The 21,134-nt window shown below is 71.5% G+C and carries 18 protein-coding genes and 1 pseudogene; 12 read left to right on the top strand and 7 right to left on the bottom strand.

Going from position 1 to position 21,134, the window contains the following annotated elements; all coding sequences use genetic code 11:
• Positions 1-158 (top strand): annotated as a pseudogene (locus ACX27O_RS32910) (C39 family peptidase); the annotation flags it as partial.
• Between the two features lie 104 nt (positions 159-262).
• Here ACX27O_RS32910 and recQ read toward each other — a convergent pair.
• Positions 263-2,107 carry a DNA helicase RecQ gene (gene recQ, locus ACX27O_RS32915; RefSeq protein ID WP_458940598.1) on the bottom strand — a complete coding sequence of 615 codons (1,845 nt, stop codon included), beginning with the start codon at positions 2,105-2,107 and terminating at the stop codon, positions 263-265.
• Positions 2,108-2,387: 280 nt separating this feature from the next.
• Between recQ and rapZ the strand changes: the two genes are divergently transcribed.
• The 8 genes from rapZ to ACX27O_RS32955 all read left to right on the top strand — a co-directional run bounded on the left by rapZ (position 2,388) and on the right by ACX27O_RS32955 (position 9,503).
• Complete coding sequence (gene rapZ, locus ACX27O_RS32920) at positions 2,388-3,290, top strand: RNase adapter RapZ (RefSeq protein ID WP_210860362.1); 903 nt, start codon at positions 2,388-2,390, stop codon at positions 3,288-3,290.
• Positions 3,287-4,369, top strand: coding sequence for a gluconeogenesis factor YvcK family protein (locus ACX27O_RS32925; protein WP_210866742.1), 1,083 nt, complete (start codon positions 3,287-3,289; stop codon positions 4,367-4,369). Before rapZ ends, ACX27O_RS32925 begins: the two co-directional genes overlap by 4 nt.
• A gap of 54 nt (positions 4,370-4,423) precedes the next feature.
• Positions 4,424-5,404 carry a DNA-binding protein WhiA gene (gene whiA / locus ACX27O_RS32930; RefSeq protein WP_030337350.1) on the top strand — a complete coding sequence of 327 codons (981 nt, stop codon included), beginning with the start codon at positions 4,424-4,426 and terminating at the stop codon, positions 5,402-5,404.
• Positions 5,405-5,671: 267 nt separating this feature from the next.
• The gene (gap, locus tag ACX27O_RS32935; RefSeq protein ID WP_030337349.1) at positions 5,672-6,676 is read left to right on the top strand and encodes a type I glyceraldehyde-3-phosphate dehydrogenase; all 1,005 of its coding nucleotides are present in this window, start codon (positions 5,672-5,674) and stop codon (positions 6,674-6,676) included.
• Positions 6,673-7,872: a phosphoglycerate kinase gene (locus tag ACX27O_RS32940; RefSeq protein ID WP_030337348.1), complete on the top strand. Its 1,200-nt coding sequence runs from the start codon at positions 6,673-6,675 to the stop codon at positions 7,870-7,872. Before gap ends, ACX27O_RS32940 begins: the two co-directional genes overlap by 4 nt.
• Complete coding sequence (gene tpiA / locus ACX27O_RS32945) at positions 7,873-8,664, top strand: triose-phosphate isomerase (RefSeq protein ID WP_030337346.1); 792 nt, start codon at positions 7,873-7,875, stop codon at positions 8,662-8,664.
• Between the two features lie 96 nt (positions 8,665-8,760).
• Positions 8,761-9,021 carry a preprotein translocase subunit SecG gene (secG, locus tag ACX27O_RS32950; RefSeq protein WP_030337344.1) on the top strand — a complete coding sequence of 87 codons (261 nt, stop codon included), beginning with the start codon at positions 8,761-8,763 and terminating at the stop codon, positions 9,019-9,021.
• 140 nt (positions 9,022-9,161) lie between these two features.
• On the top strand, positions 9,162-9,503 hold the full coding sequence (locus ACX27O_RS32955; RefSeq protein WP_030337342.1) for an RNA polymerase-binding protein RbpA: 342 nt from the start codon (positions 9,162-9,164) through the stop codon (positions 9,501-9,503).
• A gap of 10 nt (positions 9,504-9,513) precedes the next feature.
• On the opposite strand, the gene pgl is transcribed toward ACX27O_RS32955, so the two are convergent.
• The 6 genes from pgl to tkt form a co-directional block, all read right to left on the bottom strand.
• Positions 9,514-10,284, bottom strand: coding sequence for a 6-phosphogluconolactonase (gene pgl / locus ACX27O_RS32960; RefSeq protein ID WP_458940599.1), 771 nt, complete (start codon positions 10,282-10,284; stop codon positions 9,514-9,516).
• Positions 10,285-10,428: 144 nt separating this feature from the next.
• Positions 10,429-11,445 (bottom strand): glucose-6-phosphate dehydrogenase assembly protein OpcA, encoded by a 1,017-nt coding sequence (locus ACX27O_RS32965; RefSeq protein WP_030337338.1) that lies wholly within the window; start codon positions 11,443-11,445, stop codon positions 10,429-10,431.
• On the bottom strand, positions 11,442-12,956 hold the full coding sequence (gene zwf / locus ACX27O_RS32970) for a glucose-6-phosphate dehydrogenase (RefSeq protein ID WP_030337336.1): 1,515 nt from the start codon (positions 12,954-12,956) through the stop codon (positions 11,442-11,444). Before zwf ends, ACX27O_RS32965 begins: the two co-directional genes overlap by 4 nt.
• 101 nt (positions 12,957-13,057) lie before the next feature.
• Positions 13,058-14,707 (bottom strand): glucose-6-phosphate isomerase, encoded by a 1,650-nt coding sequence (locus ACX27O_RS32975; RefSeq protein WP_210866741.1) that lies wholly within the window; start codon positions 14,705-14,707, stop codon positions 13,058-13,060.
• Positions 14,708-14,854: 147 nt separating this feature from the next.
• Positions 14,855-16,030, bottom strand: a complete 1,176-nt coding sequence (gene tal, locus ACX27O_RS32980; RefSeq protein WP_030337334.1) for a transaldolase — start codon at positions 16,028-16,030, stop codon at positions 14,855-14,857.
• Positions 16,031-16,045: 15 nt separating this feature from the next.
• Positions 16,046-18,184: a transketolase gene (tkt, locus tag ACX27O_RS32985; protein WP_210857796.1), complete on the bottom strand. Its 2,139-nt coding sequence runs from the start codon at positions 18,182-18,184 to the stop codon at positions 16,046-16,048.
• A 266-nt stretch (positions 18,185-18,450) separates the two neighbouring features.
• On the opposite strand from tkt, the gene ACX27O_RS32990 reads away from it, so the two are divergent.
• From ACX27O_RS32990 to ACX27O_RS33000, 3 genes are all read left to right on the top strand, one after another.
• Positions 18,451-19,404, top strand: a complete 954-nt coding sequence (locus ACX27O_RS32990; protein WP_030337330.1) for a heme o synthase — start codon at positions 18,451-18,453, stop codon at positions 19,402-19,404.
• 290 nt (positions 19,405-19,694) lie between these two features.
• The gene (locus tag ACX27O_RS32995) at positions 19,695-20,030 is read left to right on the top strand and encodes a hypothetical protein (RefSeq protein ID WP_124816405.1); all 336 of its coding nucleotides are present in this window, start codon (positions 19,695-19,697) and stop codon (positions 20,028-20,030) included.
• A 13-nt stretch (positions 20,031-20,043) separates the two neighbouring features.
• The gene (locus ACX27O_RS33000) at positions 20,044-20,964 is read left to right on the top strand and encodes an ATP-grasp domain-containing protein (protein WP_458940600.1); all 921 of its coding nucleotides are present in this window, start codon (positions 20,044-20,046) and stop codon (positions 20,962-20,964) included.
• The last annotated feature ends 170 nt before the right edge of the window (positions 20,965-21,134 follow it).

The raw sequence follows: 21,134 nt of genomic DNA on the forward strand, positions 1-21,134 counted from the left end.
CCTTCGAGGGCGGGCACTACATCAGCGTCGTCGGCTACCGCGATGGCGGGAACGTGGTGAAGATCGCCGACTCCGCCAACCCGGACACCGCCTCCTACGAGGTCACCGTCGAGCACCTCGCGGACTGGATCGCCACCCGCGGCTACGCCACCAGCTGACACCAGCACGCCAGCACACAGCACGCCAGCACACAGCACCCCAGCACCCCAGCACACCGCCGAAGGGCCGGACCCCACCACGGGGCCCGGCCCTTCGGCGTGCCTCAGTCGGTGGCGAGGACGGCCAGGATCTGCTCGCCGTACTTGGCGAGTTTGTTCTCGCCGACCCCACTGACCCGGGACAGGTCGGCCAGTGTGCGGGGCGCGTCGCTGGCGATCTGTCGCAGGGTGGCGTCGTGGAAGATCACGTACGCCGGAACGCCCTGCTCTTTGGCGGTGGTCGCTCGCCAGCCGCGCAGCCGCTCGAACAGCGGCGCGGCGGCCGGGGTCAGCTCGGCCACGACGGTGGCCGAGCCGCGCGGCTTCGACGAGCGGCTCGATGGCGCCTTCTCCGGCTCGCGGCGCATGGTGACGGTGCGGCGACGACCCAGGACGTCGGCGCTGGCCTCGGTCAACGCCAGCGTGCCGTAGTCACCCTCCACGGCGAGCAGCCCTTCGGCGAGCAACTGCCGGACCACGCCCCGCCACTCGGCCTCACTGAGCTCGGCGCCGATGCCGAAGACGGTCAGCGAGTCGTGACCGTACTGGCTGATCTTGTCGGTCTGCTTGCCGAGCAGGATGTCGATGCAGTGCCCGGCACCGAAGCGCTGGTTGCGTTCGCGGTCGAGGCGGAAGACGGTGGACAGCAACTTCTGGGCGGCGACAGTGCCGTCCCAGGACTCCGGTGGGGTGAGGCAGGTGTCGCAGTTGCCGCAGGCGGTCGTCGTCGTCTCGCCGAAGTATTCGAGCAACTGGACCCGCCGGCAGCGGACCGTCTCGCAGAGGGCGAGCATCGCGTCCAGGTGGGCGGCGAGGTTGCGGCGGTGGGCGAGGTCGCCGTCGGACGTCTCGATCATCTTGCGTTGCTGGACGACGTCCTGCAGCCCGTACGCCAGCCAGGCGGTGGACGGCAGGCCGTCCCGGCCGGCGCGGCCGGTCTCCTGGTAGTAGCCCTCGACGGACTTGGGCAGGTCGAGGTGGGCGACGAACCTGACGTCGGGCTTGTCGATGCCCATGCCGAAGGCGATGGTGGCCACCATGACCAGGCCGTCCTCGCGCAGGAAGCGTTGCTGGTTGGCGGCGCGGGTGCCCGCGTCCAGCCCTGCGTGGTAGGGCAGGGCGGCGATGCCGTTGGCGGTGAGGAACTCCGCCGTCTTGTCGACCGAGGCCCGGGACAGGCAGTAGACGATGCCGGCGTCGCCGGGGTGCTCGTCGCGCAGCAGGGTCAGCAGCTGCTTGCGGGGCTCGCGCTTGGGCACGATCCGGTACTGGATGTTGGGCCGATCGAAGCTGGCCACGAAGTGCCGGGCGTCGTCGAGCTTGAGTCGGGTCGCGATCTCGGTGCGGGTGGCGCTGGTCGCGGTGGCGGTCAGCGCGATCCGGGGGACCTGCGGCCAGCGTTCGTGCAGCATCGACAGCGCGAGGTAGTCGGGGCGGAAGTCGTGCCCCCACTGGGACACGCAGTGCGCCTCGTCGATCGCGAACAGCGAGATGCGCCCGCGGTCCAGCAGGGCGAGGGTGGACCGGACGCCGAGCGCCTCCGGCGCCAGGTAGAGCAGGTCCAGCTCACCGGCGACGAAGGCGGCCTCCACCCGCCGCCGGGCGTCCAGGGTCTGGGTCGAGTTGAGGAACCCGGCGCGCACGCCGACCGCGGTGAGCGCGTCCACCTGGTCCTGCATGAGCGCGATCAGCGGGGACACCACGACCGCCACCCCTTCGCGGACCAGGGCCGGGATCTGGTAGCACAGGGACTTGCCGCCACCGGTGGGCATCAACACCAGCGCGTCGCCGCCGGCGACCACGTGGTCGATCACGTCCTGCTGGAAGCCACGGAACGCGTCGTAGCCGAAGACCCGGCCCAGCACATCCAGGGCGTCGGAGGCGGTACGCAGGTCGGTGGGAGAAGCCATCCGGGGAGTCTACGAGCCGACCCCGACAGCGCCCGCCCGGCGCACCCGGACCGGTGCGCCGGCCGGGGGAGCGGTCCGGGCGCGATCGGCATGAACCCAGCCGTACGCGGTGTCGGGAGGGCGACCGTCGCACGGTCCGCGGGGCATCGCCCGGCCACGGGTGCCCGGTCCTGACCCGACGGCGGGATAGAGTCGCTGATTGACCAATCGCGGCCGAAGGCGGCCGCGGCGCCACGGCTTGGGGGTACGGGTGAGCGAGGCGCGCACAGCCGGTGACCGGATCGACGGCCCGGAGGCCGACGACGAGCAGTTGGCGGCCGAGTCGGAAACCACTCTCGTGGTGGTCACCGGCCTCTCCGGGGGTGGCCGCAGCACTGTCGCCCGGGCGTTGGAGAACGTCGGCTACTACGTCGTGGACAACCTGCCGCAGGCCCTGATGTTGGACATGGCCGAGCTGGCGTTCAAGGCGGGCGGTGCGGCCCGGCGTACCGCCATGGTGCTGGACGTGCGGTCGCGGGCCTTCTCCACTGACCTGGCCGGGGCCATCCGGGAGCTCAAGGAGCGCGGGTTCTCGCCCCGGGTGGTCTTCGTCGACGCCGACGACGAGGTGCTGATCCGGCGGTTCGAGAGCGTTCGGCGTTCGCACCCGTTGCAGGGTGACGGGCGGTTGGCCGACGGCATCGCCGTGGAGCGCGGTCTGCTGGAGGAGGCCCGCGACCAGGCCGACGTGATCATCGACACCAGCCACCTGAACGTCAACCAGCTCCGGCGGCGCATCGAGGAGCTGTTCGGCGGCGAGGACGCCCGCCGGCTGCGGGTCACCGTGTTGTCGTTCGGCTTCAAGTACGGCCTGCCACCGGACGCCGACTTCGTGCTGGACGCCCGCTTCCTGCCCAACCCCTACTGGGTGCCGGAGCTGCGTGAGCACACTGGGCGGGAGGAGGCGGTCAGCGCGTACGTGCTGGGTCAGGAGGGCGCGGACGCCTTCGTCGCCTCGTACGCCGACCTGGTCAACGCCACCACCACCGGCTTCGAGCGGGAGGGCAAGCGGTACCTCACCGTCGCCGTGGGCTGCACCGGCGGCAAGCACCGCAGCGTGGCCATCGCCGAGGAGCTGGCCAGCCGACTGCGGCACTCCGGGCTGGCGGCGAACGCCCAGCACCGTGACCTGGGGCGGGAATGACGACCCGGCGGGTGGTGGCGTTCGGCGGCGGGCACGGGCTGTCCGCCTCGTTGCGCGCGCTGCGCCACTGCGCTCCCGAACTCGACCTCGACATCACCGCAGTGGTCACGGTGGGTGACGACGGCGGCTCGAGTGGCCGGCTGCGGGCCGAGCGGGGTGGTCTGCCCCCGGGTGATCTGCGTCAGGCGCTCGTGGCGTTGGCCGGGGACCACCCGGCCACCCGGCGCAGCGCCGGGCTGTTCCAGCACCGCTTCGCCGCCGTGCCGGTGGGCGTACCCCGATCCGACGGGACCGACCCGGGCCCGGCGGCGGGCGACGACCCGGGCCCGGACGGCCCGGCCCGACACGGTGCGGCCCTGCGCGGCACCGACGGGGCGTCGGCCGGCGGGGACGGTCTGGCCGGGCACGCGGTGGGCAACCTGGTGCTCTGCGGCCTGATGGAGCTGCTCGGCGACCCGGTGGCGGCGCTGGAGCACGCCGGCGCGATGCTCGGCGCGGTGGGCCGGGTGTTGCCGATGTCCCGACAACCGGTCGGGATCGAGGCCCGGGTACGCGGCGCCGACCCGGCCGCCCCCGACGAGGTGCGCACGGTCACCGGCCAGCACCAGGTGGCCGTCACCACCGGACGCGTCGAGTCGCTGCGCCTCACCCCGAGCGCCCCACCGGCCTGCGCCGAGGCCATCGAGGCGATCCGGGCGGCCGACTGGCTGATCTTCGGGCCGGGCAGCTGGTACACCAGCGTGCTACCGCACCTGCTGGTGCCGCAGTTGGCCGACGCCATCGTGTCCACCTCGGCCCGGCGGCTGGTCACGCTGAACCTCGCCGCGGAGAAGGAGACCCTCGGGCTCTCCGTCGCCGACCACCTCGCGGCGCTGCACTGGTACCTGCCCGAGCTGAAGGTGGATCTCGTGCTCGCCGACGCCAAGGCGGTGGGTGACCCCGAACCGGTCGAACGTGCGGCAGAATCGCTGGGTGCCCGCCTGGTCCTCGCCCCCGTCGCCGTTGTCGACGGGACTCCCCGCCATGATCCGGCTGCCCTGGGCGCCGCGCTGGTGCCTGTCCTGGGCGCCGATCGTTAGACACGTACGTAATCTCCGGCGACACGCCGGAACAGGTCCGTGAGGGGACGCACAATGGCGATGACGGCCGCGGTCAAGGACGAGCTGAGTCGGGTCGACGTGCCCAAGCCCTGCTGCCGGCGGGCGGAGATGGCCGCGCTGCTGCGCTTCGCCGGCGGGTTGCACATCGTCTCCGGCCGGGTGGTGGTGGAGGCAGAACTGGACACCGGGGCGGTTGCCCGGCGGCTGCGCCGGGAGATCGCCGAGGTCTACGGCTATCCCAGCGAGATCCACGTGCTGGCCTCCGGTGGGCTGCGCAAGGGCAGCCACTTCATCGTGCGGGTGGTCAAGGACGGTGAGGCCCTCGCCCGGCAGACCGGGCTGCTCGACGTGCGGGGCCGTCCGGTGCGCGGTCTGCCCCCGCACGTGGTGGCGGCGAACGTCTGCTGCGCGGTGTCCGCGTGGCGGGGCGCGTTCATGGCCCACGGCTCGCTCACCGAGCCCGGCCGCTCCAGCGCGCTGGAGATCACCTGCCCGGGGCCGGAGTCGGCGCTGGCGCTGGTCGGCGCGGCCCGGCGCATCGGCATCACCGCGAAGAACCGTGAGGTACGCGGGGTGGACCGGGTGGTCGTCAAGGACGGCGACGCGATCGCCGCGCTGCTCACCCGGATCGGCGCGCACTCCAGCGTGCTGGCCTGGGAGGAGCGCCGGGTACGCCGGGAGGTGCGGGCCACCGCCAACCGGCTCGCCAACTTCGACGACGCCAACCTGCGCCGTTCGGCGCGGGCGGCGGTCGCCGCGGCCGCCCGGGTCACCCGCGCGCTGGAGATCCTGGCCGACGAGGCGCCCAACCACCTGACCGACGCCGGGCGGCTGCGCCTGGAGCACCGGCAGGCGTCGCTGGAGGAGTTGGGGGCGCTGGCCGACCCCCCGCTGACCAAGGACGCCATCGCCGGGCGGATCCGCCGGCTCCTGGCGCTGGCCGACAAGCGGGCCCGGGACCTCGGCATCCCGGATACGGAAGCAGCCGTCACGCCCGACATGCTCGTGGTCTGATAGGACGGTGGGGCCGCACGGTGCGTCCGGGAGCACGACCCGGCGCAGCGTGGTCTCGCACGCTCGGATAGGGTCGCTGCGTACGGCAAGGGGGCCGACACCGGCACTCCTCGTCGTGCCCCACCGCCTCGGGCGGTCAGGTCCTCAGACCGCGCGGCGGGGTGGCCGAGATGAACCGTCGACGGCCGGCTCCAACGGTCGGCGCACACCATTCCCGCCGGCCCGTTGTGTGAAGCCGGCGGACCAGAACGCGAGGAGATGGGACCTGTGACCATCCGGGTTGGCATCAACGGCTTTGGCCGAATCGGCCGTAACTTCTTCCGGGCAGTGCTGGCGTCTGACGCCGACATCGAGGTCGTGGCGGTCAACGACCTGACCGACAACGGCACGCTCGCCCACCTGCTCAAGTACGACAGCATCCTCGGTCGTCTGCCCTACGAGGTCAAGGCCACCGCCGACGAGATCACCGTCGGTGGCAGGACCATCAAGGCGTACGCCGAGAAGGACCCGTCGAAGCTGCCGTGGGGCGAGGTCGGCGCCGACGTCGTCATCGAGTCGACCGGCTTCTTCACCGACGCCACCAAGGCCAAGGCGCACGTCGACGGCGGGGCCAAGAAGGTCATCATCTCCGCACCGGCGAAGAACGAGGACGTCACCGTCGTCATGGGTGTCAACCACGACACCTACGACCCGGCGAAGCACACCATCATCTCCAACGCCTCGTGCACCACCAACTGCCTCGCCCCGATGGCGAAGGTCCTGCACGACACGTTCGGCATCCAGCACGGTCTGATGACGACGATCCACGCGTACACCCAGGACCAGAACCTCCAGGACGCGCCGCACTCGGACCTGCGTCGGGCCCGGGCCGCCGCGCTGAACATCGTGCCGACCTCCACCGGCGCCGCCAAGGCGATCGGCCTGGTCCTGCCGGACCTCAAGGGCAAGCTCGACGGGTACGCCCTGCGGGTGCCGATCCCGACCGGCTCCGTCACCGACCTCACCGTCAACGTGGGTCGCGAGACCACCGTCGACGAGGTCAACGCCGCGCTGAAGGCCGCCGCGGACGGCCCGCTCAAGGGCATCCTGGTCTACAACGAGGACCCGATCGTCTCCACCGACATCGTGACCGACCCGGCGTCGTGCATCTTCGACGCGCCGCTGACCAAGGTGGTCGGCAACCAGGTCAAGGTCGTCGGCTGGTACGACAACGAGTGGGGCTACTCCAACCGCCTGGTCGACCTCGTCAAGCTGGTCGGTAGCTCGCTGTGAGCATCCGGACCCTCGACGATCTGCTCGCCGAGGGGGTGTCGGGTCGGCGCGTGCTGGTGCGCGCCGACCTGAACGTCCCGCTCGACAAGCAGACCGGTGCCATCACCGATGACGGCCGGATCCGTGCGGTGCTGCCGACCCTCGGCGCGCTGGTCGAGGCCGGCGCGAAGGTGGTCGTCTGCTCGCACCTGGGCCGTCCGAAGGGCGCTCCGGACCCGCAGTTCAGCCTGGGCCCGGTCGCCGGGCGCCTCGGTGAGCTGCTCGGCGCGCCGGTGCACTTCGCCACCGACACCGTCGGCGACTCCGCCCGTTCCACAGTGGCCGGCCTGGCCGACGGTCAGGTCGCCCTCCTGGAGAACCTGCGCTTCAACGCCGGTGAGACCAGCAAGGACGAGGCCGAGCGGGGTGCCTTCGCCGACCAGCTCGCCGCGTTCGGCGACGCCTACGTGGACGACGCGTTCGGTGCCGTGCACCGCAAGCACGCCAGCGTCTTCGACGTGCCGGCCCGGTTGCCGCACGTCGCGGGCCGGCTGGTGCTGCGTGAGGTCGAGGTCCTCTCCAAGCTCACCGGTGAGCCCGAGCGACCGTACGTGGTGGTGCTCGGTGGGTCGAAGGTGTCCGACAAGCTCGCCGTGATCGAGGCGCTGCTGCCCACCGTCGACCGGCTGCTCATCGGTGGCGGGATGTGCTTCACCTTCCTCAAGGCCCAGGGCCTGGAGGTGGGCACCTCGCTGCTGGAGAAGGACATGGTCGAGACCTGCCGTAACCTGCTGGAGCGGTCCGGCGGCAAGATCATGCTTCCGGTCGACGTGGTGGTCGCGGACGCGTTCGCCCCGGACGCGGCGCACGACACGGTGCGGGTCGACGGCATCCCGAGCCACCGGCTCGGCCTGGATGTCGGCCCGGAGACGGTGGCTGGCTTCAGCGCCGCGCTGTCCCAGGCGAAGACGATCTTCTGGAACGGCCCGATGGGCGTGTTCGAGATGCCGGCCTTCGCGGCGGGCACCCGGGGGGTCGCGGAGGCGATCACCAAGGCCGACGCGTTCAGCGTCGTCGGCGGCGGTGACTCGGCAGCCGCGGTCCGTGCGTTGCGGCTGGACGAGACTGATTTCAATCACATCTCCACCGGTGGTGGCGCCTCCCTGGAATACCTCGAGGGCAAGACCCTCCCCGGCATCGCGGCCCTGGAGAACTGAATGTCGAGCACCACCCGCCGGCCGTTGATGGCCGGCAACTGGAAGATGAACCTCAACCACCTCGAGGCCAACCTGCTGGTGCAGAAGTTGGCGGCGAGCCTCACCGAGAAGCAGCTCACCGACGTCGAGACGGTCGTGCTGCCGCCCTTCACCGACCTGCGAACCGTGCAGACCGCGGTGGACGGCGACAAGCTGCTGATCGGCTACGGCGCGCAGGACCTCTCCCCGCACGCGTCCGGCGCGTACACCGGGGAGATCTCCGGGCCGATGCTGGCCAAGCTCGGCTGCACGTACGTCGTGGTGGGGCACTCCGAGCGGCGGGCCTACCACCACGAGGACGACGCGTTGGTCAACGCCAAGGTCAAGGCGGCGCTGACGCACGGCCTGACGCCGATCCTCTGCGTGGGGGAGGGGCTGGACGTCCGCGAGCAGGGCACCCATGTGGCGCACTGCTCCGACCAGCTCGACGGGGGCCTCGCCGGGCTCACCCCCGAGCAGGTGCGGCAGGTAGTGGTCGCGTACGAGCCGGTCTGGGCGATCGGCACCGGCAAGACCGCGACCCCTGACGACGCTCAGGAGGTCTGCGGGGCGGTGCGTCAGCGGCTGGCGGCCCGCTTCGACCAGGAGACCGCCGACCAGGTCCGGGTCCTCTACGGCGGCTCGGTCAAGGCGTCCAACATCGCCTCGATCATGGGTCAGGCGGACGTGGACGGGGGCCTGGTGGGGGGCGCCAGCCTGGACGCCGAGGAATTCGCTCAGATCTGCCGGTTCCCGGAGCACCTCGCTCGCTGATCGCTCGGTATCCTTGACACCGCCCGTCCGCCGGTCGGTGCCGCCGTGCCCGATCAGACCGGGCGAGGATCGCTACGAGAGGAACTGACCCCAGCCATGCCGATCTGGTTCGCATACACGTTGATCGTGTTGCTGGTCATCACGAGCATTCTGCTCACCCTGCTGATCCTGCTGCACCGCGGCAAGGGCGGCGGTCTGTCGAGCATGTTCGGCGGTGGCGTCAGCTCCAGCCTCGCGGGCTCCTCGGTCGCGGAGAAGAACCTGGACCGCTACACCGTGCTGGTGAGCGTCGTCTGGTTCGCCGCGATCGTCGGGCTCGGGCTCTGGCTGCGCCTCCAGATGAACAGCGGCGCCTGAGCAGGCCCAGTAAGTCGTACAATCTGCGCGCGGTTCGTCACTCGACGGACCGCGCGCAGGCTTTTCCCCGCTGCACCGCGTCGCCCGCCGCTCCACCCCCGAAGACGGCGGGTCCCCTCCGACGACAGGAGCGAGCAGCCGTGCCGAGTGGCAACGTTATCCGGGGAGCCCGGGTCGGGTCCGCACCCATGCGCCCGGACGAGCGGCACCAACCCGCCCCCCGACAGGACGTCACCTACTGGTGCCGTAACGACCACCGGGTCGACATCCGGATCGCCGCGGACGTCGAGCCGCCGGCCCAGTGGGACTGCCCCCGCTGCGGCCTGCCCGCCGGCCCGGACGCCCAGAACCCGCCGGGCCGGGCCCGCGCCGAACCGTACAAGAGCCACCTGGCGTACGTGAAGGAGCGGCGCACCGCCGAGGAGGGCGAGGCCCTGCTGAACGAGGCGCTCGCCGCTCTGCGGCGCCGACGCGGCGAGTAGCGGGCCGCGCTCAGCGCAGGCTGCGCAGCCGGGCGGGCACGTCGGCGGCCGCCGCCCGGTCCAACAGCCAGCGGGTGCGGTCCACGCCGCGCACGCCGGCCGCCGGCAACTGCACCGGGCCCGCGCCGGCCAACGCCATACCCACCGCGCGAGCCTTGTCGGCGCCGGCGGCCACCAGCCAGACCTCCTCGGCGGTGTTGATCGCCGGCAGGGTGAGGGTGGTCCGCGTCGGCGGCGGCTTCGGGCTGCCCCGCACCGCGCTGACCGGCCGCGTCTCGTAGCCGACCGGGTGCTCGGGGAAGACTGACGCCACGTGGCCGTCCTCGCCGACGCCCAGCATCAGCACGTCGAAGTGCGGCAGGGTGGCGTGCCCGGGCCGGGCGGCGCGGGCCAGCTCCTCCGCGTACCCGGCAGCCGCCGCCTCGGGGTCGTTGCCGGCCGGGCCGTCCGAGGCCGGCATCGCGTGCACCCGGGCCGGGTCCAGCGGCACCACGTCCAGCAGGGCGGCGCAAGCCTGGGTCTCGTTGCGGTCCGGATCACCGGCGGGCAGGAACCGTTCGTCGCCCCACCACACGTCGACCCGGGACCAGTCCACCGCGTCGCGGGCCGGCAGCGCCGCCACCGCCCGGTACACGGCGGCGGCGACCCGACCGCCGGTGAGCACCACCGAGGCTTCGCCCCGGTCGGCCTGGGCGTCGAGCAGCTTCACCAGCAACCGGGCCGCCACGGCCTGCGCCAGCAGGTCGGCGTCGGCGTGGACGGCGACACTCGCCTCACTCATGGTTGCGCCTTCGTTTCCCGACCGCCCGGCGGTCGCTGTCGTGCCCGGGACGGTCCGCCCGAGGTGGTTGGGGCGAAAACCCCAGAGGTTGCGGGGCAGGGCCGGTGGGTACCGGCCCTGCCCGACGTCGTACCCCGGCTGGGCTCAGCCCTCGCCGCTGGTGCCGGCGTGCGCGGTGACCCCGGCCTCGGCGCGCTGCGCGGTGGCCGGATCCTTCCAGACGTGGACCCGCTGCGGCGGGCGCTGCTCCAGCCCGCGCAGGCCGGCCGTCGCGCCCAGCGCCTCCGCGTACACCTGGTCGGCGTCCAGTCGGCGCAGCTCCTCGGCCAGTTCGTCGCCGAGCGGGCGGCGAACCAGCGGCAGAGCCCGGTCCTCCTGCCCCGTGCGCCGGAAGACGGCCATGCTGTCCTCGCGGGTCAGCGTCAGCTGGTCGCCGTTGGCGCAGCTGAGCTGCACCTCCCGCATGCGGGGGAACTCGTTGCTGTCCACCCGGTGCGGGGTGATGCCGAGCCGGCTGGACAGCCAACCGGCCATCAGCGCCGCCGTCGGGTCGCTGGGCGGCGCGACGATTCTCGCCTCGGTGACCTGGGCGCTGGTGGTGTCGAACGCCCCGGCGACCAGGGTGCGCCACGGGGTGATGCGGGTCCACGCCAGGTCGGTGTCGCCCGGTGCGTAGTCCCGGGCACGCTGCCGCAGCGCCTCCACCGGGTCGGCGGCCTGCGCGCAGTCGGTGATCCTCCGGTCGGCCACCACCCCGAGGAAGTCGGTGGCGATCTCCGCCGGCGGCTCGCCGTGCCACCAGGTGACCACCGGCACGTCGGGCACGAGCAGCGGCATCACGACCGACTCGGCGTGCAGCGACAAGCGGCCGTACATCCGGGTGACCACCGCCTCGCACGGGCCGAGCCGGCCACCGACCACGATCTCCGCGTCCAGTCGGTTGCGGTCCCGCTCGATCTCCGAGCGCACCACCACCAGGAGCCGGCACGGGTGGGCGGCGGCGGCGATCGTCGCCGCCGCCTCCGCCTCCCGGACCCGCTTCTCGTCCACGACCACGATGAGGGTGAGCGCCATGCCGCTGGCCACCCCGCCGGCGCTGCGCCGCTCGGCGGCGAGCGCCTTGACCACCTCGTTGCCGGTGGTGTCCCACAGCCCGATCATGCTCGTCTCCAGGCGCGGCCCTCGCGGGCCAGCATCTCGTCGGAGGCCCGTGGGCCCCACTCACCGGCCCGGTACGGCTCCGGGGTGGTGCCCGCCCAGGCGTGCTCCAGGGGGTCGATCACCTGCCAGCTCTGTTCGACCTCGGCCGCGTCCGGGAACAGGGTGCGGTCACCGATCAGCACGTCCAGCACCAGCCGCTCGTACGCCTCGGGGCTGGACTCGGTGAACGCCTCGCCGTACTGGAAGTCCATCGCGATGTCGCGGACCTCCATGGTGGTGCCCGGCACCTTCGAACCGAACTTGAGCACCACGCCCTCGTCCGGCTGCACCCGGATGACCAGCTGGTTGTTGCCCAACGACTCCATGTCGGCGTCGTTGAACGGCAGGTGCGGCGCCTTCTTGAACATGATGGCGACCTCGGTGACCCGCCGGGGCAGCCGCTTGCCGGCCCGGATGTAGAACGGCACCTCCGCCCACCGGCGGTTCTGGATGCCCAGCCGCACCGCCACGTACGTCTCCGTGGTGGAGTCGGCGGGGACGTCCTGCTCGTCTCGGTAACCGACAGCGCGTTCGCCGCCCACCCAGCCGGGCAGGTACTGGCCGCGGACGGTGTCGCGGGTGACGTCCTTGGGCAGGGTGATGGCCTTGAGCACCTTCAGCTTCTCGGCCCGGATCTCGTCGGCGTCGAAGCTGGTCGGCTCCTCCATCGCCACCAGGGCGAGGAGTTGCAGGAGGTGGTTCTGCAGCACGTCACGGGCGGTGCCGACGGTGTCGTAGAAGCCGGCGCGGGTGCCGATGCCGACGTCCTCCGCCATGGTGATCTGCACCGAGTCGACGTACTTGGAGTTCCACAGAGGCTCGAACAGGTTGTTGGCGAACCGCAGGGCAAGGATGTTCTGAACCGTCTCCTTGCCCAGGTAGTGGTCGATCCGGAAGACGTCCTGGCGGGTGAACACGTCGTCGACGAGGTCGTTGAGCGCCTTCGCCGACGGCAGGTCGTTGCCGAAGGGCTTCTCCACCACGACCCGCCGCCAACCGCCGGACTTCTCGTTGTCGGCCATTCCGGTCCGTGCCAGCTGCTTGAGCACCACGGGGAACGCGGCCGGCGGGATGGAAAAGTAGAACGCCGCGTTGCCGGTGATGCCGTGGGTCTGACGCAGGTCGTCCAGCGTCGACGCGAGGTGGTCGAACGCGGCGTCGTCGTCGAACGACCCGCCGACGAACTTGATGTTGCCGGCCAGCCGCGCCCACACCTCGTCCCGCCACGGGGTGCGGGCGTGCTTCTTGGCCGCCTCGCACGCCAGGGTCTCGAAGTCGCCGTCACCCCAGTCGCGGCGCGCGAAACCGAGCACCACGAAGCCCGGCGGCAGCAACCCCCGGTTGGCCAGGTCGTAGACCGCGGGGAGCAGCTTCTTGCGGGCCAGGTCGCCGGTCACCCCGAAGATCACCAGAGCGCACGGCTCGGGGATCCGGGGCAACCGGCGGTCCTGCGGATCGCGCAGCGGGTTCACCGAGCCACCTTCGGTTCGCGACTCCGGGGCTCGCAACCCCGGCTCACTCCTCGCGCTCACGGAACCGCCTCCTCGCTCCGCTTCAGTCACGTCGTCCATCCTCACGCCCGCAGATCACCGGCCGCGTCCAGTAGTTGGGCGACACCGGCGGCCCGGTCGGTCAGGTGCAACCGCAGGACCGGCCGGTCCCGACCGGCGAGCGCCTGCCGGTCCCCGGCGGCCTGCGCCGCCTGCAGCTCGCCGAAGGTGTACGGCTTGCCCGGCACCGCCAGGTCCTCGGCCACCGCGCCGGTCACCTGAAGGTAGCTACCCACCTGCGGGCCGCCCTTGTGGTACTGGCCGGTCGAGTGCAGGAACCGTGGTCCCCAGCCGAAGGTGACCGGCCGCCCGCTCGCCTGCGCCAGCAGCGGCCGCAGCTTGGCCGTGTCGGCGTCGGCGAACCGGTCGAGGTACGCCATCACCGCGAGGTAACCGTCGTCGCCCAACCCGTCGAGCAGCCAGCGCAGCACGCCGGCCAGGTCACCCGGGGCGCCCTGCGGGGCGTACACCTCGATCGCGCCCTCGGTGAACGACGGCGTCTCCGCCGGCAGGCCCGAGGCCAGGATCTTGTTGGTGTTCTCCTTGGACTCCGTGACGTTCGGCTGGTTGAACGGGTCGATCCCGAGCACCACACCGGCCACCGCGGTGGCGTACTCCCAGGCCAGGAACTGCGCGCCCAGCGGGCCGTTGACGGCCACGTCCGGGGTGGCGCCGCCGCCCGGCACGTCACCGGGGGCCAGCGCGCCCCCGTAGCTGACGGTCAGCACGTCCGGGCCGGTGGCACCGGGGCTCTGCGGGGACTCCACCACCACCGGGAGGATGCCCACCCCGGCCTTGCCGGTCGACTCGGCGATCAACTGCTCGGCCCAGTCGCCGAGCCCGTCGATGCCGGTGCCGTCGGAGACGAGGGCGACCTTGTCCCGGGCCACAGTGGCCGCGGCGCCCAGGGCGGCGCCCAGGGCCAACGCCGGGTTGTTCTGGTCCGCGCCGAGCGACGTGGCCAGCGCGTCGGCCTGGTCGAGCAGTTCCGCGACCTCCACGCCGGCCAGCGCCGACGGCACCAGACCGAACGCGGTGAGCGCCGAGTACCGGCCGCCGACGTTCGGGTCGGCGAGCACTGTGAACGCGCCCATCTCGGTCGCGGTGGCCTCCAGCGGCGAACCCGGATCGGTGACGATGACGAAGTGCCGGCCGGCCTCCGCCTCGGTCATCCCGGCGTCCAGGAACGCCTGCCAGTAGGCGCGCCGGTGGCTGTCGGTCTCCACCGTCGACCCGGACTTGCTGGCCACCACCACGACGGTGCGCTCCAGCCGGTCACCGAGCGCCGCCCGGACCTGGCCCGGGTCGGTGGTGTCCAGCACCGTCAGCGGACGACCCAGCGTCTGGGTGATCACCTCGGGCGCGAGCGACGAACCGCCCATGCCGGCGAGCACCACGTGATCCAGGTCGGCCAGCTCGGCGGTCAGCTCGGCCAACTGCGCGAGCAGCTCGCGGCTGCGCCGGTGGGTGTCCACCCAGCCCAGGCGGATCTTCGCCTCGGCCTCGGCGTCCGGACCCCACAGGCTCGCGTCCTTGCCCGCCAGCTTGCCCGGGACGCCGGCCTTGACCAGCGCCTCCCGGGTTGAGGCGGGCGCGGCCTTGTCGACCGCGTCCGCGCCGTACACGGAGAGCCCGGCGGCTCCCTCCACCGCCCCAGCAGGCAGGTCGCTCATGCCGTCACTCCGCTTCGCTGCGTGCCGTCATGAGGCCTCATCGCACTGAGCTTGCTGATTCGCTCGCTGCGCTCGCTCATGCCGTCACTCCGCTTCGCTGCGTGCCGCCATGAGGCCTCATCGCACTGAGCTTGCTGATTCGCTCGCTCATGCGCCACCGGCCTTCTCGGCGGCCTTGGCGTTGCCCTTGGCCGCCTTGTTCGGCGAGCCCTTGCCGGTGCCCGCCGCCGCCAGCGACTTGCTGACACCGTCGAGCAGCTCTTGCCAGCTCGCCTCGAACTTCTCCACACCCTCGCGCTCCAGGGTGGCGATCACGTCGGACATGTCCACCCCGACCGACTCCAGGTCCGCGAAGACCTTCCGGGCCGCGTCGTAGGCGCCGGTCACGGTGTCGCCGCGCGTCTCGCCGTGATCGGCGTACGCGTGGATGACCGCCTCCGGCATCGTGTTGACCGTGCCGGGGGCGATCAGCTCCTCGACGTAGATCACGTCCCGGTAGTCCGGGTTCTTCGTCGAGGTGGACGCCCACAGCGGCCGCTGCGGGTGCGCGCCGGCCGCCTCGAGCGCCTTCCAGCGGTCCGAGGAGAACACCTCGGTGTAGCGCTCGTACGCCAGTTGGGCGTTGGCGACGGCGGCCTTGCCCTTGAGGCCCTTGGCCTGGTCGGAGCCGACCTTCTCCAGTCGCTTGTCGACCTCGGAGTCGACCCGGGAGACGAAGAACGACGCGACCGAGCCGATCTTCGACAGGTCGTGACCGTTGGCCTTGGCCTGCTCCAGACCGGCCAGGAACGCCTCCATGACCGCCGAGTAGCGGTCCAGACCGAAGATCAGCGTCACGTTGACGCTGATCCCCTCGGCGAGGGTGTCGGTGATCGCCGACAGGCCCTCCTCGGTGGCCGGGATCTTGATGAAGAGGTTGGGTCGGTCCACCAGCCACCACAGCGCCTTGGCCTCGGCGACGGTCTTGTCCGCGTCGTGCGCGCTGCGCGGGTCCACCTCGATCGAGACCCGGCCGTCGACACCGGCGCTGCCGTCGTACGACGGGCGCATGACGTCGCAGGCCCACCGTACGTCGTACGTGGTGAGCATCCGTACGGCCTCTTCCACGTCCACGCCACGGGTGGCGAGGTCGCGCAGCTGCCAGTTGTACTCGTCGGCGTCGCTCAACGCCTTGGCGAAGATCGTCGGGTTGGTGGTGACGCCGGCCACGTGCTTCTCGCGGCGCAGCTGGTCCAGCCCGCCGGAGCTCAACCGCACCCGGGAAAGATCGTCGAGCCAGACCGCCACACCCGCGGCGGTGAGCTCATTCAGCTTGTCCGTCATGCCATCCACGCTCCCTCAGTTGCCGGTCGTGAAACCGGTGATGTCGCCCACCCGGGCCAGCGAGGCGTGTGCTGCCGCCACGATCCGGTCGGGGGTGAACCCGAACTGCTCGAAGAGCACGGTGTGCGGGGCGCTCGCTCCGTAGTGCTCCAGGCTCACGCTCTCGCCGAGGTCACCGACGACGCCGCGCCAGGACATCGCGATGCCCGCCTCCACGCTCACCCGTGCCTTTACCCCGCGCGGGAGCACCGACTCCCGGTACGCCTCGTCCTGCTCGTAGAACCACTCCTGGCAGGGCATCGAGACGACCCGGGTCGGGGTGCCGTCGGCCTCCAGCCGCTCCCGGGCGGTCAGGCAGAGCTGCACCTCGGAACCGGTGCCGATGATGATCACCTGAGGCTTGCCGTTGGACGCCTCGGCCAGCACGTAGCCACCGTTGGCCACGCCTTCCACGCTGCCCAGGACGTCGCGGTCCAAGGTCGGCAGCGGCTGACGGCTCAGCGCCAGCGCGGTCGGCCGGTCGGTGTGCTCCAGCGCCTTCCGCCAGGCCCAGGCGGTCTCGTTGGCGTCCGCCGGACGGACCACGTCCAGGCCCGGGATGGCGCGCAGCGCGGTCAGGTGCTCCACCGGCTGGTGGGTCGGGCCGTCCTCGCCGAGGCCGATCGAGTCGTGCGTCCAGACGTAGGTCACCGGCAGCTTCATCAGCGCGGCCAGCCGCACCGACGGGCGCATGTAGTCGCTGAAGACCAGGAACGTGCCGCCGTACGGGCGGGTGCCGCCGTGCAGGGCGATGCCGTTGAGGATCGCGCCCATGGCGTGCTCACGGATGCCGAAGTGCAGCGTGCGGCCGTACTCGTGGCCCGGGAAGTCCTTGGTGGCGTGGGCGGCCGGGATGAACGACGGCTCGCCCTTCATCGTGGTGTTGTTGCTCTCGGCCAGGTCGGCCGAGCCACCCCACAGCTCCGGGAGCACCGGCGCGAGCGCCTCCAGCACCTTGCCGGACGCGGCCCGGGTGGCCACCCCCTTGGCGTCCGCGGGGAAGACCGGCAACGCGTCGGTCCAGCCGTCGGGGAGTACGCGGCCCGCCAACCGCTCGTAGAGCGCGGTGCGCTCCGGGTTGGCCTTCTTCCACGCGTCGAACGCGGTGGTCCACTCCTGCTGGGCGTCGGAGCCGCGGCCCATCACCGTGCGGGCGTGGCTGAGCACCTCCTCGTCGACCTGGAACGTCTGCTCCGGGTCGAAGTCGAGGATCCGCTTGGTGGCCTTCACCTCGTCGGCGCCCAGCGCCGAGCCGTGGATCTTGCCGGTGTTCTGCTTGTTGGGGGCGGGCCAGCCGATGATGGTGCGCAGCGCGATGAAGGAGGGGCGGGCGGTCTCCGCCTTGGCGGCCAGCAGCGCCGCGTAGAGCGCCTCGGCGTCCTCGTGGTAGTCGCCCTGGTCGGCGTCGCCGCTGCGCCAGTCGACGGTCTGCACGTGCCAGCCGTACGCCTCGTAGCGGGCGGCCACGTCCTCGCTCTTGGCGATCCGGGTGTCGTCCTCGATGGAGATCTCGTTGTCGTCGTAGATCACCGTGAGGTTGCCCAGCTGCTGGTGCCCGGCGAGCGCGCTGGCCTCGTGGCTGATGCCCTCTTCGATGTCACCGTCGGAGACGATGCACCAGATGTCGTGGTCGAAGACGGACGCGCCCAGCTCGGCCTCGGGGTCGAACAGGCCGCGCTCGCGGCGGGCCGCCATGGCCATGCCGACCGCGTTGCCCAGACCCTGCCCGAGCGGGCCGGTGGTGGTCTCGACGCCCGGCGTGTGCCCGTGCTCGGGGTGCCCCGGCGTCTGCGAGCCCCACTGCCGCAGCGACTTCAGGTCGTCCAGGCTCAGTGGGTAACCGGAGAGGAACAGCTGGATGTAGAGCGTCAGGCTGGAGTGCCCGGCGGAGAGGACGAACCGGTCGCGGCCGGGCCAGTTCGGGTCGGCCGGGTTGTGCCGCATGACCCGGTTGAAGAGGAGGTACGCCGCGGGCGCGAGGCTCATCGCGGTGCCCGGGTGACCGTTGCCGGATTTCTCTACGGCGTCCATGGCCAGCACGCGGACGGTATCGACGGCCCGGCGATCGAGGTCGGACCAGTTCAGTGCGGAGTGCTCGGGTCGTTTAACAGCCACGATGGTTGTGCTCCTCGGCAGATGGGCGGAACCCTCACCGATGACCTTATCGAGCGTCCCTAAACGTGCGCCCGGGGATCTGCGCATGGTGTGCGCTACGTGACCATCCGGATGCTCGGTTCAACCCGGTGGTGTGACGGCCCGCACCGTTGTCGGGTCGGCCGGGCAGCCAAAACGACGACGCGTAGTGTGTGGGTCGGTATGCGGACCCTCCCGGTCCCGACCGATCCGATCTCCCCGTGCCCGATGCCGGAAGGTGGCAATCCGTGAGCATGATCACCGAGCGCCCCGCGAGCAACCCGGCCGGGCAGCATCCGGCGCGGGCGGCCGAGGGCACGGTGGCCCGGCGGGACGTACGCGCGGTCATCTCGGCGTACGTGACGCTCACCAAGCCTCGGATCGTCGAGTTGCTGCTGGTCACCACCATCCCGGCGATGATGCTCGCCGAGGGCGGGCTGCCGTCGCTGTGGCTGATGGCCGTCGTCCTGATCGGCGGCTCGCTCGCCGCCGGCGCGGCCAGCGTGCTCAACTGCTACATCGACCGGGACATCGACCAGTTGATGCGGCGTACCAAGCGTCGGCCGCTGCCGGCGCACACCGTCTCGCCGCGCAGCGCGTTGATCTTCGGTCTGGTGTTGGCGGCGGTGTCGGTCGCCCTGATGGCGGCGTTCACCAATCTGCTGGCCGCCGCGCTGACCCTCGCCGCGATCGCCTACTACGACCTCGTCTACACCCTGTGGCTCAAGCGCTCCACCCCGGCGAACACCTTCTGGGGCGGCGCCTGCGGGGCGGCCCCGGTGCTGATCGGGTGGGCGGCGGTGACGGGCTCGTTGGCGCCGGCCGCGTGGGGGCTGTTCGCTGTGGTCTTCTTCTGGCAGATGCCGCACTTCTACCCGCTCGCCATGAAGTACAAGGACGACTACGCCCGGGCCGGCATCCCGATGCTGCCGGTGGTGGCCTCGGTCCGCCGGGTGAACGCCGAGATCCTGATCTTCGCGTGGCTCACCGTGCTCACCTCCCTGGCCGTCTGGCCGCTGGGGCTCAGCGCGATCTACGGGGTGCCGACCCTGGTGGTGGGTGCCATCTTCGTGGTCGAGGCGCACAAGCTCTGCCGGCGTGCGACGCGCGGCGAGGCGGTCAAGCCGATGCGGCTGTTCCACTGGTCGACGACGTACCTGACGATCGTCTTCGTGGCCGTCGCGCTCGACGCGCTGATCTGACCCGTCCCCACCCCGCCCGGTCGGCGCTTGACGGCGATGATCCACTGACTAGTCATGAACGTGGATGAGTTGTCCGCTTTTAACGTCACATCAGAGTAACTTTCAGCATGAGCCAGGTCGGCTCAACTCAGGACGGTTCGGGGGCGTTTTGCCCACGTGGTTTGAGCGCAAAAGTCCTGATATAAACGGACAGCAAACCTGTGCTCGTCCTTAAACCTGTAGGTAATTGGCATCACAAAAGGTTCATGGTTCTCGCGCGACCGGGTGCAACTCTGCTTAGGCTTCGCGTCATGGCAGATGGTTCCGATACGACGCTGACGGCCGAGCAGACCGCCGGCGAGCAGGCGCCCCACGGCCTGGTCGCGGGCCTCAAGGCGTTCGCCGCCGGGCACGGCGGCGCGAAGGCGGTCATCGAGTACGTCGGCAAGCGTGGCGCGCGGATCGTCCTGGTGGGTTCCGACGGTGAGTGGGGCGACCAGTTCGCCGACGACACCGTCACCGCCCGGGAGGCGTGCGCCAAGGCGGGAGTCACCGTCGAGAACGCCTGGGAGCGTGAGCTGATGGACCAGATGCGTCCGAGCAACGACCTCTGGCGGTCGATGGCCCGCCGCACGATGTCCCGCTGAATAGACAGTTGAATTGACCACATATCACCAGTCGGCCCGGGGGGAACCCCGGGTCGCTCTCGTCACCTGCTCCGAGCTGGCCGACCTCGACCCGGACGACCGGTTGGTCCTCGCACCGCTCGCCGCCCGCGGCATCGCCGCCCAATCCGTGGTCTGGGACGACCCCGACGTCGACTGGTCGTCCTACGACCTGGTCGTGCTCCGCTCACCCTGGGACTACGCGTTGCGCCGCGACGAGTTCGTGTCCTGGGCGGCGGGCGTCCCGGCGCTGGTCAACCCGGCCGACGTGGTCCGCTGGAACACCGACAAGCGCTACCTCGGTGAGCTGAGCGCCGCCGGGGTGCCGACAGTGCCGACGACCTGGATCGAGCCGGGGGAGAGCTGGCAACCACCCGCCGAGACCGGCGAGTACGTGCTCAAGCCCGCCGTCAGCGCCGGCAGCCAGGACACCGGCCGCTACGACCTGGCCGACCCGGAACACCGGGAGTTGGCCGCCGCGCATGTTCGCCGGCTCTCCGACGCCGGCCGGGTGACCATGGTCCAGCCGTACCTGCGTGCCGTCGACACCGAGGGCGAGACGGCGCTGCTCTTCCTGGCCGGTCCGGAGGGGCTCGCGTTCAGCCACGCGATCCGCAAGGGTCCGATGCTGACCGGGCCGGACCTCGGCCCGGACGGGCTCTACAAGGCCGAAGAGATCACCGCGCGTATCGCCCGAGCCGACCAGCTGACGGTGGCCGAGCAGACCCTCGCGGCGGTGCCTGGTGGCACCCGACAGCTGCTCTACGCGCGGGTCGACCTGATCCCCGGCCCGGACGGCAAGCCGGTCCTGGTCGAACTGGAGCTGACCGAACCGTCGCTCTTCATCGGGTACGCCGACGGCGCCCCCGACCGGCTCGCCGACGCGATCACCACCCACCTGACCCGCCCCGGCTGACGGGGCGCCGGCCGGAAGATCGTGCTCGTTCATTGTTGTAGTGGTGTCCGCGCGTCGTTGAGGCCACTACTTCCTGGTTCGAGCACGATCTTCGGCGCGGGGCGCGGGGCGCGGGGCGCGGGGCGCGGGGCGCGGGGCGCGGGGCGCGGGGCGCGGGGCGCGGGGCGCGG

It is taken from the genome of Micromonospora sp. SD19 (assembly GCF_054462275.1).